A 14,613-nucleotide genomic window follows, 5' to 3' on the forward strand; every position below is an offset into this window, starting at 1 on the left:
ATCCGGCGACTACACTGCGTCCATGAACCCGGAGGTCGCACCGTCGACGTCGTACGGTCCCGTGAAGTTCTGCGAGATGACGTCGTTGAGCGACGTCATCGTGCTGGCGGGGACCGCGAGGCCGTGCTGGAGCGTCGGCGGACGGTGTTCGGCGTTCGCGAATTGCTCGGCCGCCTCCTGCAGGTAGGGACCGAACGCGTCCATGCTGACGTCGGTTCGCGTCGGGATTGACCCCTTGTACTGGTTGTACGCGATCTGGGCGTCCTCGGAGCCGACGTACGCCATCCAGGTCTTGGAGTTCTCCGGCGAGGGGTTGTCGCTCGGGTAGAGCATCGAGTCGAAGTGCAGCGTGTACATGTTCCCGGTGCCGGGGAACGGCACGTACCCCCACTCGGAGTCGTACTCGAAGTCCTCCGCGCCGCGGAACGCGCCGGCGGCCCAGTTCCCCTGGTGGATGAACGCGGCGTCGCCGTTGACGATGTTCTCCATGGACGTCGTCAGGTTGAGCGAGGACGCGTCGTCCGAGATGTGGTTCTCGTGGATCTCGGCGACGGTCTCGAACGAGGAGCGAACGGCGCTCTCGGAGCCGTTGCCCTCGATGAAGTCCATGTACGGCTGGTAGCCCTCCTGACCGAGCATGACCTGCGCCCAGAGCTGCGTGATCGTCCACGTACCGCTCATGGCCTGGGTCATCGGGACCGCGTCCGTCTCGCTGCCGACGGTCTCGAGTGCGGAGAGCAGCGAGGAGACGTCGGTGAGGCTGTCTGGGTCGACGCCCGCTTCTTCGACGACGGACACGTTGTAGAACAGGCAGTTCAGCTGGTGGGAGCCCAGCGGGACGGCACGGAACGTGCCTCCCATCTGGTGGAGCGACTCCGCTTCCTCGATGTGGACGTCGGCGAAGTCGTTCTCCTCCCAGACGTCGCCGACGTCGCCGAGGACGCCCTCGTACTTCTGGAGGTTCGGGCCGGGCCAGTTCGCGAACGCGCTCGGCGGGTTGCCCGCCTGGAGTCGGTTCGCGACGACGGTGTCGAGGTTCTGGTTCCCGCCCCCTCCGATGGGTTCGACGTTCATCGGGACGTCCGGGTGCTTCTCCTCGAACGTGGAGACGAGCGCTTCGGCTGCCCTGGAGCCGTCGCTCCCCGTCCATCCGTGGAGGACGTTGAGCTCGTTTCCAGAGCCACCGTCGCCGCCGTCGCCGCCGTCGCTGTCGGTACCGTCGGTACCGTCGCCACCGTCGCCGCCGTCGCCGTCGGTTGCGGTGCCTTCGTCGTTCCCCATGCAGCCGGCGAGCCCGAATGCGCCAGCGACCGATGCCGTCGCAACGAACTTACGCCGTGAGACGTCGTCGCGGTCTTGCTGTGTCATATTCTCACACCTCTCAGTATATGTTTACTATGCATAGATTATAAGCATAGGGTGTACGTTGTTCCGTAATAGGCTCCTATAACCTCGAGAGGATTCGCCGGACGGAAGCGAAGTCACGGACCATCACACTGCGAGACCGTTCGCCGGTGTGCGCGCCGTATCGCTCGCCAAGTCGTCGGGACCGAGGGAACGGTCGCGAGTGCGCGACCGGAGGGCATACGTGGGAGGGAGGCGACGGGGGTGACGATGCGCCCCAATCGGTTCGGCGTCTTCGAGTATCCGATCGCCGGCAAGGACCGCGAGTGGCCGGTCGTCGTCGGGTGGATACTGGTCATGGTCTCGTTCGTGATCCCGGTCGCGCCGCTCGTTCCCTACCTCGGGTACCTCGTGCGCGTCCTCGCCGCGAGTTCGCGCGAGGACGCGACGCCACCGATCCGGACCGACCCCGTCGGACTCCTCACGCAAGGCATCCTGGGGAGCGTGATCGTCGCCACCTACTTGCTCCCGCCGGTCCTCGCGCTCCTCGTCACCGTCTACGGCGCCAGCGAACGCGCTGGTGCGGTCGACGTCGGCTTCTCCGACTCGCTCGTGCTCTACGCCGGATCGACCGTCGTCCTCGCCGTCTTCCTGCTCGCCGTCTTCCTCGTCCCGATCGCGCTCGCCCGCTACGCCGACGACGGGTTCCGCGCCGCGTTCGGCGCCCGCGGCATCGCCCCCGTCGCCAGTCACGCCGCGTACTTCGCGCGCTGGATGGCCGGCACCGTCGCACTCGTACTGACGGCGGCGTTCGCCAACGTCGCCGTCCAGGTCGACCGCGCAGGGCCCGTCATCGCGTCCCTCGTCGTCGCGTACGGCGTCGTCCTCGCCGCGCACCTCTGGGGCGTCGGCGTCCGCCTCGCCCGCGAACGCTGAACCAGTCAGTCGGTCGACGCCGTCGGGCCCCTCCGATTCCATCGACGCGCTCAGTTCTCCGCGGTGCGCTCGACGCGGTACGCTTCGTTCCCGAGGACGACCACGTCGTCGATCGCTGCGATCCTCCGTCGTTCGTCGTCGAAGCGCTCCTCGTAGAGCCGGGTGCCGTCGTCGAGGTCGAACGCGTACGCGTACCCCGCTTCGTCGAGCACCCAGACGGCGTCCCGGACGCGCTCGACGCCGACGACCTTGCCGTTCACTCGGTCCTGCCAGCGAGCCTCGCCATCGGTCCGGTTCAGCGAGACGACGTGGCCGGCGTCAGTGCCGAAGACGACGGTTCCCTCGGCGACGAGCGGCGACGTCTGCGAGCTGACGTCCGCGAGAGGCTCGTGGCTCCACTCCTCGACGAACTCGGGGAGCGTTCGCGCTTCGAACGGGCCCTTCCCGCCGTAGACGGTGCCGTCGGCGACCGTCGGCTCGGAGAACCCCCAGAAGACGTCGTGTCGCTGGTTCGTCGTCCCGGTGGCGAGGTCGACGTCGAGGACGTGGTCGGTGACGGTGACGAACAGGTGGTTCTCGTACGGGAGGAGTCCGCTGACGAACCCGTCGTCGAAGTCGACGTGCCAGTTGACGTCGCCGGTCTCGCGATCGATCGCGGTGACGCGCGGTCGCTGGTCGTCGCCCGAGCCGCTTCCCTGCGTAGCGACGACGACGACCTCGTCGGTCAGCACGACCGAGCCGACGCTGTAGTGGTCGCCGTCGGACGGCGCGGCGTGCTCGAAGCGGACGTCCCCGGTGGCGTCGTCGAGCACGATAACGCGGACGCCCTCCGACTCCGTCGATGGCTCGAGTGCGACCACGGCGATGTCGCCATCTGCGACGACGCTTCCACCGTGCCGCGACTCCGAGAGCTCCGTCTTCTGCCAGCGTCGCCGCCCGTCGACCGCTCGCTTCTCGACCCCTCCGGAGCGCACGGTGTAGAACGCGTCGTCGGTCTCGGCGAGATGAGAGACGTACTGGTTCGAGAACCGCCACGTCAGTTCGAGCGAGATCGCATCGCTCGATTCGGTCGGCTCCGCGTCCTCCGTCGAGTCCGTCTCGGTCGTCTCCGCGTCGCCATCGACGGTCTCGGTGCTCGATTCGCGCTCGGTTCGTGCGGTCGTCGCTCGGGTCGAGGTGCCCGACGCCTGGTCGAGTCGGAGGCAACCGGCGAGCGAGCACAGGCCCACCCCAGCGAGGAGACTGCGTCGATTCATGCATCGAGTACCACGCTCCCTCGACTAATCAGTAACTGATTCGGCACGATCCATCTCGGCACGATCCATCTCGGCACGATCCATCCTGCCGTCCTCCGGGAACCCCACCGGGCGAGGGATCAGGCGTCCGCGTTCGAGTCCGCGCTCGCGTCCGTGTCGACCGGTCGGCGGTCGCCGCGGAGGTGCGCCTGCAGTCGGTCGCGGAGGTCGCGCTGGAGGCGGCTGACGTCGTCCGCGTCGAGGTCGTGCGCGGTCGGCGCGGACCGGGCGAGCGTCGCGGAACTGGCGGTGTCCGCGACGAGCGACGCGAGGTCGCGGCGGCGCTGGAACACGGTCGCCTCGCCGACGATGGTCTGCAGTCGATAGTAGGGGACGACGTGCGTGCGTCGCCGCCAGAACCCGGTGCGGACGACGACGTGGTCGTCCGTGAGCGCGTACCCGCGGTGCACCCACTTCAGGTGCGCGGCCACGGGAACGACGAGTAGCGCGACGGCGGGGACGTACCAGAGCGTGAACCCCGAGAGGAGCGCCGACGCACCGTATGCGATCGCGAGGACGGCGAGGACGACGAGCGCGTACCGGACGGCGTACCGCTGGCGGGCGCGCTTGGGCGGCCGTTCCAGGGCGACGTCGTCGTACTCGAAGAGGTCGTGCGCGAGCGTGGTGACGCGAGCGCGAACGGCGACGGGAACCGCGGCCTGCGTTCCGCCGCCGCCGCCGGACCCGCTCCCGTATCCGGCGGTCTCCACGTCGAGCGCGGCGAACCCGAGCCACCGCATCGGCGCGGTCTCGCGAACCGTGAGCGTCTGAATCTTGTCCGTGGGGATCGACCCGGAGTACCGCTGGAAGAGCCCGCGCTCGTACACGAGGTCGTTCCCGCGGCGGCCGAGTTCGAACTCGTAGTACTCGAGCACAGCCCGGACGGCGCTGAGGACGTACCCGGCGACGAGGACGAGCGGGCCGGCGGTCCCGCCGAGGACGACGTACTGGTCGACCGTCATCGCACTCGGGTCGATGCTCTCGGGGCCGCCGAGGGGTTCGGCCACGGCGAGGAGGACGTTCGTCGCGAGGTCGCCCGCGAGCGGGAACCCGACGAGCACGAACAGGAGCGAGCCGAGCTGGAAGTTCGTCGCGGCGAGCACGAGCAAGTCGGTTACGCGCAGCGAGAGCAGCGGCTCGTATGACTCCGCCGTCCACTCGCCGCGCTCGTCCGACCAGTCCTCGGCGCCCTCTCGGCCGGGAGCCGCGTCCTCGTCCCAGGTGTCCGAATCCCCCTCCCAGGTGTCCGGGTCCCCATCCCACCGCTCCTCGTCCTTCGCTCGCGTGGCGGCCGCTCCGTCGTCGATAGCGGTCGCGTCGTCGGCGACCGTCGCACCGCTCGCACCCGCGACGTCGCCCGCGGCGCTCGCATCGTCGGCGACCGACGCACCTTCGGTCGTCGAGTCGCCGTCTCCGTCGTCGGACGCGCGGAGTCGCGCCCGGCGTTCGCGGATGCCGCGCTGGAGCGCGTGCGCCTCGTCGAGGCCGACGACCGACAGCGTCGCCTCGGTCCCGCCACCGCCGGCGGTCTCGATGCGGATGACGGCGACGTCGAACAGCTGGTGGACGAGGTTCTGCTGGATGTCGACGTTCTGGATGCGGCGGATCGGGATCTCGCGTTCGGTGCGGCCGACGACGCCGGACGCGACGTCGAACGTGTCCGGCGTGAGTTCGTACGCGAACCGGCGGTAGGAGAGGTAGCCGAACGTCGCTCCAGCGACGAGGCCGGCCGGTGCGAGGACGGCGAAGAGGTCGCCGCCGCCGACCCCGACGCGGGCCTCGACGAACCCTCCAGCGACGAGCGACAGCACCGCCGGGATGGCGAAGCCGTTCGCGCCGTACGACGCCACGCGGAGGACCGCGGACAGCGGATGGAGGCGTTCCATCGTCATGCTAGACGGCGTCGTCGGGTTCCGCGTCCACGGCGAGTTCGCGGAGTTCGTTTCGGAGCGAGCGCGCGCGGTCGACGGTCAGTCCCGGGACGGTGACGTCCGCGCCGCGCGACCCGGCGGTGTAGACGACGACGCGCGAGATGCCGAGCAGGCGATCCAGCGGCGTGCGTTGCGTGTCGACGTGCTGGACGCGGACGTACGGTACCGCGGTCTCGACGTGCGTGAACACGCCCCGTTCGAGGTAGAGCGCGTCGGATTCCAGGTCGAATCGCCAGCGAGCGTACAGCAGGACGGCGTGGACCGCGCCGACGGCGACGACGACGACGAACACGCCGGCGACGACGGCGGTCGCCGGCGAGACGTCGAGCAGTACCGTCGCGCCGTACGCGATGCCCGCGAGGACGGCGGCGGCGAGGACGGCGCGAACCGTCCACTGGACGCGAACGCGCTCGTGCAGAGTCTCCATGTTCCCGTCGTCTCGCTCCGGTGACTTGAAAACGCGTGCCTCGGACCCGCCGTCGAACCGACGCCACCGCGGGTTCGAGCGCGAGCCCCCACCGCGGGTCTGGGGTCCTCAGGTCCAGTCGTCGAGCCCGGTCTGCGTGAGGCCGTCGTCGATGCGTTCGAACCCGCGTGCGACCTCGTCGGCGGGCACCTCCCACTCGTCGGTGACGTACGCCTTCGCGGCCTCGACGTCGGGCGTGATCGTCGCGTCGAACGCGTAGTCGTCGGTGACGTTCGGGTCGAAGAACAGCTCGCGGACGAGGTCTGCGTTCTCGACGACGACGTCCTCGGCCTCCATGACTGTCCAGAGGTCGCCGTGCTCGCGGACGGCCGACAGCGCGGTCTTCGGGCCGTACCCGCGGACGCCGTCGTTGAAGTCGGTCCCGCAGAGGATGGCGACGTCGACGAGCTGTTCGCGCGTCAGCCCGAGGTCGTCGAGCGTCCGCTGGAGGCTCATGCGTTCGGGGTTTCCCTTGCTCGTGAGCTGGCGGAGCGTCACGGGCGCGCCGAACAGGAGCGCGTCGTAGTCCTCGGTCCCGACGTAGTCCGCGTCCCCGCGAGCCGCCATGTGCGCGGCCTGCGCCTCGCCCTCCGCGGGCGCTTCGACCACGGGGACGTCGAGCAGGGAGAGGAGCTCTCGGCTCGTCTCCTGGATGACGTCCGTGAGCCGCTGCGTCGCCGAGTCCAGGCGCGCGATCTCCGCGACGTCACCTTCCTCGCGAGCGTCCTCAAGTTGGTCCTCGAGCTCCTCGCGTGCCTCGCGGCGCTGGGCGATCTCGTCCGCCTTCAGCTCCGACGGGCCGCCGTCGAACACGAACACGGGCGTCAGGTCGTGCTCGAAGAACTTCGGGAGGCCCTGCACGATCCCGATCAAGTTCGCGACCTCGTCGCCGGCCGCGGTCGTGTACACGGACTCGTTCGTGAACCGCACCGTCGTTGTCAGGTACCGGTACAGCCAGTTGTGCGCGTCCACCGCCACCACGCCCGGGTCCACGGACTCCCAGGGGACCTCCTCGATGGTCGCGAGGTCGCGCAGGTCTGCATTGCCCATCGTCAGTGGATTGGTCCCAGGCCATAAAGACGACCCGATCTGGGTGGTGGTCAACCGACCTCAAGTCATAGGACCGTAGTTAAGCCGCCCCATTTCCTAGAAATATTATGCAACGAGAGAAAAATACACAATTTTATAAATATTAAAACTTAAATATACTAATAGTTTTTTCAATTGATGTCGAATAAGAAAGATGGCACGGTGAATGCTTCGCGAAGGTCGCTCTTGAAATCAAGTGCTGCCAGCGCCGGTGTCATCGCGGCAAGTAGCATAGCGGTGAGCGCCGGTTCGAGCGAGGACGTCGAATCGGCACCCAACCTGGCAGATTACATCCGGGATCATGCTTCCGGCGTCCTATCCCATCTTCAGCGAGAGGATACCCTCGAGGAATTCGACGTCGACGTACATTCTCTCACTAACGAGGAGTGGGTGGCGGCAAATCGGAAGTCGCTAGACGCGTTCGAAGGCAGACAAGGCGTGGTCGTCACGAAACGATTCTCTGGGGGAGGATTCGTGACCCCGATTCAGGTAACCTTGACAAATGAAGATCGAAGAGGAGAGCTCGTTGTCGTGCCTGAAAAGGACAACACATACTTCATCGAACAACCGCTTAAAGCACAAGCGACCATTCAAGTGCAAGACGGTGTAAAAAAGCATCAGACGGAGTACCGGTTCATCTCGGATGAAGAACAGGTGTCCACGATGGTAGAATCCCAGCGCGAGAAGGACGTCCAGACGGAGAGAATCGGAACGCAGGAGGCCCGGATCCAGGGTTGCGTCATAGACATCTGTGCCGCTGGAATCACTGGTCCTGACAGCGGAACCTGTGTGACCAAAAGGGTTTACTGCCCGGCCTGTACCGTCACCATTAGGAGTGGCTGTGGAAAGGATTGTAGCTTCAACTCTGCTTGCACGCCATGGTGGGACCCCTGTGAGAGGTTCGGCTGCTGAGAATACCTGTCGATGAATCAGTTCGGAATTCTCAGTGTCTTGGTCCTCGTCGTGATAGCTGGCTGTACGGGGCCAGTGCAAGATACGGAGCGAGTGACAGTCGAATCCGAAAGGACGACCGAGGGATATTCGGAAGTAGATACTGCCACGACAGACGGTGTGGATACGACTACGACCGGGGGAGTGGGTACGGAAACGACGGAGCACGAGCCGGGAGATGATGGACCGCTCGGGGTCAATGAAGGTGAACTATTCAGTAACGTCAGAGCGCTCCTGTCGGTGGAGGCCACCAGGCCCTCCATCTTGGTGAGTCGGGAAGAGTCGCTCGGACCAGTGCGTGCGACGCCAGATCGGTTCGCGCGTGTCCTAGGCGTATCTAACGCGACGCGGGAGCAAGCGTCGCCGACGAGAGGACGAGCGAAACGGAATGGAGTGATCGAAGTTACTGTTACGGAGGCATCGAGCCAACGCGACGTTCGAAGTCTGCTCGTTCACGAGTACGTACACTCGATTCAGTTCCAACTCGAGTCGTACGCGGCGGTCAGACGAGTCGGTGTGGAATCGTCGGCGGGTGCCGGCCAAACAGTTACAGAGGGTGCAGCCGTGTACCTGACCCAGCAGTACGCGGCGCAGTACGAAGGGGTCAGGAATCAGCAGGCGTCAGCCTGTGCGGCGTACGACGCCGGCGCTCCAGCGACGAAGCTCGACCTCAGTCCGTATTGCGTCGGTGCCCGGTACATCGATGACAGAATCGATTCGCCAGAGGAGCTTACGGCTGTCTACGAGAGCCCACCGACGACGACGGAACAGATCCGGCACCGACTCGATCCGGGAACCGAACCCGCGCGTCCCCTGTCGGTCTCCCCCAGAGCAACCGACGAGTGGACGGTTACGAATGCGGGACTGCCGACTGGATTGCGCCGACAGGGAGAGCTCTGGACGTACGCAGTCCTGACAGCGTACCTATCCGACGAGCGCGCAGACCGTGCTGCAACCGGCTGGGGTAACGACACGGTCGTGAAATACGGGAACGGTTCCGAGACGAACCGGGTGTGGGTGACTCGATGGGACGACCCAGGCGAAGCGGACGAGTTCTCGTCCGCGATGCAAGCTCACATCGAGATGGCCGAGACGAACGCGACAACCGACGCCGCGTTCGAACTCGTCCGCGTCAACGAGACAGTCGTCGCGCTCGGCGCTGGCTCTGAGGCGTTCGTCGGCGATGCGTCCATCGTTATGGGTGAGGGAAGGGTCGTCGTCAGACCGCCGGACACACGAACGAACTCGACGGCTTCAGTCGTCGCACTTCGGACGCCGTAGAGGAACTCATTCGTCGGCATTCAGGATTCCATCGACTCGGATGTCGGCGTCGACGAGTGCGTCGCAGACGCGCGGGAGGTCGCAGTCGAGGACGTCGCGGGGGTCGAGGCGCGGGTCGAAGGCCGCGTCCGCGCTCGTCGCGCGGTCGCGCGGCGAGGTAATCTAGCGCGCACCGGGCCTCGTGGACGAACCAGCTCGCGACGTTCGCGCCGGCGTACGCCGCCTGCTGGCCGGTTCGCGAGTGCGCGTACACGCCCGACCCGTGGAAGACGGGGTGGACGCCGTCGTCGCTGGACTCGGAATCCTAGGTTTGCACGTTGCCGGGGTACTGGGTGCGTTCGTCCTGCCCGGGTGGGTCGACGATCAGGACGACGACGCCGTGACGGGCGAGTTCGACGCCGGTCAGCTAGTTCTGGCCGTCGGCCTTCGGGAACGGGTGATGGCCGCCGCAGAGGACGACGGCGGGGTGCGGGCCGTCGCCGGCGGGGACGTAGCAGTTCGCGGTGACGTGGTAGTCGGGGAGGACCTCGAGCACAAGGCGTTCGAACGCTTCGAGGGAGTCGAGGTCGCGGGTCGCCGCTCGCTCGCGCTCGCACGCTTCGCTCGCGTGCGAGAGGAGATACTGGCTGAGTTGGTCGGCGACGTCGTGGTAGCCGTCGACGGCGTCGTCCAACCTCTCGACGGTCATCGCCGCACCTCCGTCCCGCCCAGCGCGTCGGCGCGACTACGGTGTGTCGGGCGGCAGATCGGGGCGTGAGTCGCGTCGTCGGTCACGGTCCGAAGCCCACGGGCGACCGGCAAGAAACTCACGGGTGCACGGGGCTCTGTACCTCGCCCCGCGAGAATTATAAACAAGATAATGCGTCGTCCGGCCGTAGAGACCCTCATGGAAGCAGCAACGACGGGCCGAGTGGTCGTCCTCACGGGCGCGAACGAGGGCATCGGCCGCGGGATGCTCGCGACGCTCCTCGAGGACGGGTACCGGGTCGCGGCGCTCGACGTCGACACGTCGAACCTCGACGCGTTCGCCGACCAGTACGGCCAGCAACTCCGCGTCTACGAGTGCGACGTGACGAGCGACGAGGACGTCGAGTCGAGCGTCGCGGACGTCATGGACGCCTGGGGACGCATCGACGTGCTCGTGAACAACGCCGCGATATTCGAGTTCGGCCTGGTCCGCGACCGGTCGCTCTCGGACACCCGCGAGGAGTTCGAGGTGAACGTATTCGGGCCGCTCCGGCTCGTCCACGCCGTCCTCCCGCACATGCGCGAGCGCGGCGAGGGCAAGATCCACTTCGTGAGTTCGGGCGTCGGGCGCGTCGGGAACCCCGGACTCACGGGGTACGGGGCGACGAAGGGTGCGCTGGAGGCGTACGCGCGCTCGCTCCGCCTCGAGCTCCAGCTCGAGTCCGTCACGTGCACCGTGATGCATCCCGCGCTCGCGCGGACGCGAAGCGCCGTCGAGCTCGGGTACCCCGAATCCACGATGGACGACCCGGCCGACGTCGGGCGGAAGCTCGCGCGGAAGCTGGAGTCGACGAAGCCGGTCGTCTACGCCGACTGGAAGACGCGCATCGGTCTCGCGGTCGCCGAGCGGTTCCCCGGTCTCGTGAAGCGGGGGACGCGGCGGTTCCTCGACGCGCCGCCGACTCCGGACGGCGCGACGAGTGGAGCGGGGTCGGAGTCGCGTACGGCCGAAGACGAGTCCGCTACGAGTGCGCTTCATCCCGACGACGAGTCGGCGACCTGAACGACGAGCGGGGCGCCGCTGGCGGTTCGGGGAACGCAAGAGGTACCTGCGGGGCGCGCGACGCCTCTCGCATGGACGACGACGACGCGTTCCGGTTCGAGACGCGGAGCATCCACGCCGGCCAGGCGCCCGACCCGGAGACGGGCGCGCTGATGACGCCGATCCACGCTAACTCGACGTACGAGCAGGACGCGCCCGGCGAGCACCGCGGGTACGAGTACTCCCGCACCGGGAACCCCACGCGTACCGATTTGGAGGCGAACCTCGCCAGTCTGGAGGGCGGCGAGTACGGCCGCTGTTTCTCCTCGGGGATGGGCTCGATCAATACGGTCCTGAACCTCCTCGAATCCGGTGACCACGTCGTCACGGGCGAGGACGTCTACGGGGGCACGCACCGCATCTTCACGCAGGTGTACGAGAAGTACGACGTCGAGTTCAGTTTCGTCGACATGACCGACGTCGACGAGATCGACGCCGCCATGCAGGAGAACACCGAGTTGCTGTGGCTGGAGACGCCGACGAATCCCCTGATGAGTATCGTGGACGTCGAGGCCGCGAGCGACGTCGCGCACGACTACGACGCCATCTGCGCGATCGACAACACGTTCGCGACGCCGTACCTCCAGCGGCCGCTCGAGCACGGCGCGGACGTCGTCTCGCACTCGCTGACGAAGTACCTCGGCGGGCACTCGGACGTCGTCGGCGGCGCGCTCGTCACGGACGACCCCGACCTCGACGAGCAGTTCGGGTTCTACCAGAACTCGGTGGGGGCGACGCCCGGGCCGTTCGAGTGCTTCCTCGTCCTCCGCGGCACCAAGTCGCTCCCGGTGCGGATGGACCGCCACTGCGAGAACGCGCGCGACCTTGCTTCGTGGCTCGACGACCACGACCGCGTCGACACCGTCTACTATCCCGGCCTCGAGAGCCACCCCGGCCACGACGTCGCCGCGCGCCAGATGGACGACTTCGGCGGGATGCTCTCCTTCGAACTCGACGCCTCGCTGGAGGCGACGAGCGAGTTCGTCTCCTCGACGCAGGTGTTCACGCTCGCCGAGAGCCTCGGCGGCGTCGAGTCCCTGATCGAACAGCCCGCGCCGATGACTCACGCCGCCATCCCGCGCGAGGAGCGGATCGCGGCCGGCCTCACCGACGGCCTCGTGCGTGCGAGCGTCGGCATCGAGCACGTCGAGGACCTCAAGGCCGACCTCCAGCAGGCGATGGAGTACGCGCTCGAGTAGTCACTGGGAGGCCGATACGTTCACTGCGTCGCGCTCTCTGCGGCCGCAGTGACGTCGCTGGCGATACCCGTCTTCGCACGTCGAACTTATTTGAGTGCGTATTGATAGGTGGGTATGGCCGATTCGGTGGAGACGACGACCGACCTCGTGGACGTCCTCGACGCCGTCCCCGGCGTGCTCGCCGTGCAGACCGGGGAGGAGTTCGCCGCCGTCGCGGACGAACTCGCGGCGGCGGTCGGGACGCCCGTCGAGGACCTCGCCGGCGCTCGCTGGGAGACGGTCCTCGCGGTCGAGGACCCCGAGGCGCTGGCGCGCGGCGAACGGACGCCCGTCGCCGCCGCACGCGAGGACGGCTCCTGGACGGGGCCACTGCTCGCTAACGACGGGGAGGACGACGCCGCCCGGACGGTGACGCTGCGGGCGACGGAGGGGAACGACGTCGTCTGGACGCGCGCCGACCGTCCCGAAGACGTCGCCGACGCCGACGCGGACGAGGAGCGCGGGACGGCAGAGGACGGTCCCGCCGGCTCGCCCGACCTCGCGCAGCCGGCTCCGGGGGTGGCGTCCGGCGACGCCCCAGCAGACGAACTGGCGCGAGCGAACAACATCATCGGGACCGTCCTCGACGGCGTATACGCGCTCGACGGCGACCTCCGCTTTACGTTCGTGAACGAAGCGCTCGCGAGGATGTTCGGGACGACCAAGCAAGAGCTCCTTGGAACGCCCGTGAAGGAGTTGTTCGCGAACGAGGACGAGATCGCGCTCGCGGACGACATCCGCGAGCGCGTCGTCGAGGGCGACACCAGTACCGGGACCGTTAAGGCCGACGTTCAGACGCCAGCGGGGCCGCGGACGCTCGAGTCGAACTACCGGCTCTACCCCGAGCCCGACGGCGAGTACCGCGGGAGCGTCGGCGTCATCCGCGACGTAACCGACCGCGAGCACCGCGAGCGCGCGCTGGAGCGTCGACGCGACGAACTCGAGACCCTCGACCACATCAACGAACTGCTCCTGGAGACGACGCGAGAGCTCGTTGCGTCCGCGAATCGCGACGCCGTCGAGCGCCGCGTCTGCGAGCAACTGGCGTCGAGCGACCGCTACGAGTTCGCGTGGGTCGGCGAGCGGTCGATCGACGGCGAACGCATCGTCCCGCGGACGTCCGCGGGCGACGACGACGGCTACCTGGACGCGATCACGGTGCCCGCCCACGACAGCGAAACGGATTGCGGCCCCAGTGGGCGAGCGGTCCGCACGGGAGCGGTCCAGGTCGGGACCGTCGACGACGGCGCGTTCGAGCCGTGGCAGGACGCGGCGGCCGAGCGCGGGTTCGGCTCGGTCGCGGCGGTCCCGCTCCACTACGACGACACCGTGTACGGCGTCCTCTCGGTGTACGCCGCGGACGCCGACGCGTTCACAGAGCGCGAGCAGGCCGGGTTCGACGTCCTCGGACGGACCGTCGGGTTCGTCATTCACGCCGTCAAGAGCCAGCAGCTCCTGAACGCGGAGTCAGCGGTGGAACTCGAGTTCCGGCACGACGACCCCGGACCCGTGCCCGCCAGGCTCTCGGACGCGCTCGCGTGCACGCTCGAACTCGACGGGTACGTGCCCGCCGGGTCGGAGTGGGTGCTGTACTTCGCGGTCGCGGACGCGACCCCTGAGGCGGTCGTGGCCGCTGCCGAGGGCGTGGAGCGGGTCGCGGCGGCGTCGGTCGTGAGCGACGCCGCCGACCGGAAGCGCGTGCAACTGCGGCTGACCGACTCGTCGTTCTTTGATACGGTGTCGGACGCGGGTGCAGCGGTCACGGGCGAAGTCGCCACGGACGGCGCCGGGTACGTGACCGTCGAACTGCCGGCGGGCGCGGACGTCCGGAGCGTCACGGGCCTGATCCGCCGCGAGCACCCGACGCTCGAGCTGGCCGCGCGGCGCGAACGCGACCGGTCGATGGACGATACGGCGCCAGCGGACGGCCCGTTGAGCGAGTTGACCGACCGCCAGCGGCAGTCGCTCCGGGCGGCGTACCACGCGGGCTACTTCCGGTGGCCGCGCGAGAGCACCGCCGAGGAGGTTGCCGACTCGCTGGACGTCGCGGCGCCGACGCTCCACGGGCACATCAGGAAGGCCGAACGCGCGGTCTTCGACGCGCTGTTCGAGTCGAGTCGCACGGAGAACTGACCGCGAGCGCGGTGGCGAGTGGTGGCCGAACGAGCCAGCGGTGGGCGGCGCGGAGGGCGAGTCCGTTGCGTGGTGGGCATCCCGTGTGTGGTCGCTCCCCCGCGACAGGTCGATGGGGCTGCATCGTAATCGTCCGTGCGCGGGGCGACGCCGTCCCCCA

At 67.8% G+C, this 14,613-nt stretch carries 12 protein-coding genes; 6 read left to right on the plus strand and 6 right to left on the minus strand.

What is annotated here, in order from left to right; genetic code table 11:
• Positions 1-9 precede the first annotated feature (9 nt).
• On the minus strand, positions 10-1,368 hold the full coding sequence (locus G9C85_RS04005) for an ABC transporter substrate-binding protein (RefSeq protein WP_166037139.1): 1,359 nt from the start codon (positions 1,366-1,368) through the stop codon (positions 10-12).
• 246 nt (positions 1,369-1,614) lie between these two features.
• Here G9C85_RS04005 and G9C85_RS04010 point away from each other — a divergent pair, with 246 nt between their 5' ends.
• Entirely contained in the window at positions 1,615-2,280 is a 666-nt protein-coding gene (locus G9C85_RS04010) for a DUF4013 domain-containing protein (RefSeq protein ID WP_166037141.1), read from the plus strand.
• Between the two features lie 50 nt (positions 2,281-2,330).
• On the opposite strand, the gene G9C85_RS04015 is transcribed toward G9C85_RS04010, so the two are convergent.
• From G9C85_RS04015 to fen, 4 genes are all read right to left on the minus strand, one after another.
• Positions 2,331-3,536: a PQQ-binding-like beta-propeller repeat protein gene (locus G9C85_RS04015; protein ID WP_166037143.1), complete on the minus strand. Its 1,206-nt coding sequence runs from the start codon at positions 3,534-3,536 to the stop codon at positions 2,331-2,333.
• 119 nt (positions 3,537-3,655) lie between these two features.
• Positions 3,656-5,467, minus strand: a complete 1,812-nt coding sequence (locus tag G9C85_RS04020; RefSeq protein WP_166037145.1) for a PH domain-containing protein — start codon at positions 5,465-5,467, stop codon at positions 3,656-3,658.
• A 1-nt stretch (position 5,468) separates the two neighbouring features.
• Positions 5,469-5,933, minus strand: a complete 465-nt coding sequence (locus tag G9C85_RS04025) for a PH domain-containing protein (RefSeq protein WP_166037147.1) — start codon at positions 5,931-5,933, stop codon at positions 5,469-5,471.
• 108 nt (positions 5,934-6,041) lie between these two features.
• Positions 6,042-7,022, minus strand: a complete 981-nt coding sequence (gene fen / locus G9C85_RS04030; protein WP_166037149.1) for a flap endonuclease-1 — start codon at positions 7,020-7,022, stop codon at positions 6,042-6,044.
• Positions 7,023-7,199: 177 nt separating this feature from the next.
• On the opposite strand from fen, the gene G9C85_RS04035 reads away from it, so the two are divergent.
• Positions 7,200-7,973: a hypothetical protein gene (locus tag G9C85_RS04035; protein ID WP_166037151.1), complete on the plus strand. Its 774-nt coding sequence runs from the start codon at positions 7,200-7,202 to the stop codon at positions 7,971-7,973.
• Positions 7,974-8,576: 603 nt separating this feature from the next.
• Positions 8,577-9,293, plus strand: coding sequence for a hypothetical protein (locus G9C85_RS04040; protein WP_166037153.1), 717 nt, complete (start codon positions 8,577-8,579; stop codon positions 9,291-9,293).
• A 406-nt stretch (positions 9,294-9,699) separates the two neighbouring features.
• Here the strand turns inward: G9C85_RS04040 and G9C85_RS04045 are convergent, their stop codons facing one another.
• Positions 9,700-9,981 (minus strand): hypothetical protein, encoded by a 282-nt coding sequence (locus G9C85_RS04045; RefSeq protein WP_166037156.1) that lies wholly within the window; start codon positions 9,979-9,981, stop codon positions 9,700-9,702.
• A gap of 198 nt (positions 9,982-10,179) precedes the next feature.
• Between G9C85_RS04045 and G9C85_RS04050 the strand changes: the two genes are divergently transcribed.
• The 3 genes from G9C85_RS04050 to G9C85_RS04060 all read left to right on the plus strand — a co-directional run bounded on the left by G9C85_RS04050 (position 10,180) and on the right by G9C85_RS04060 (position 14,453).
• Positions 10,180-11,043: an SDR family oxidoreductase gene (locus tag G9C85_RS04050; RefSeq protein WP_166037158.1), complete on the plus strand. Its 864-nt coding sequence runs from the start codon at positions 10,180-10,182 to the stop codon at positions 11,041-11,043.
• Between the two features lie 71 nt (positions 11,044-11,114).
• Complete coding sequence (locus tag G9C85_RS04055) at positions 11,115-12,281, plus strand: cystathionine gamma-synthase (protein WP_166037160.1); 1,167 nt, start codon at positions 11,115-11,117, stop codon at positions 12,279-12,281.
• A gap of 114 nt (positions 12,282-12,395) precedes the next feature.
• Complete coding sequence (locus G9C85_RS04060) at positions 12,396-14,453, plus strand: bacterio-opsin activator domain-containing protein (RefSeq protein WP_166037162.1); 2,058 nt, start codon at positions 12,396-12,398, stop codon at positions 14,451-14,453.
• The last annotated feature ends 160 nt before the right edge of the window (positions 14,454-14,613 follow it).

Origin of the sequence: Halorubellus sp. JP-L1 (assembly GCF_011440375.1) — an archaeon.
Lineage (GTDB): Archaea > Halobacteriota > Halobacteria > Halobacteriales > Natrialbaceae > Halorubellus.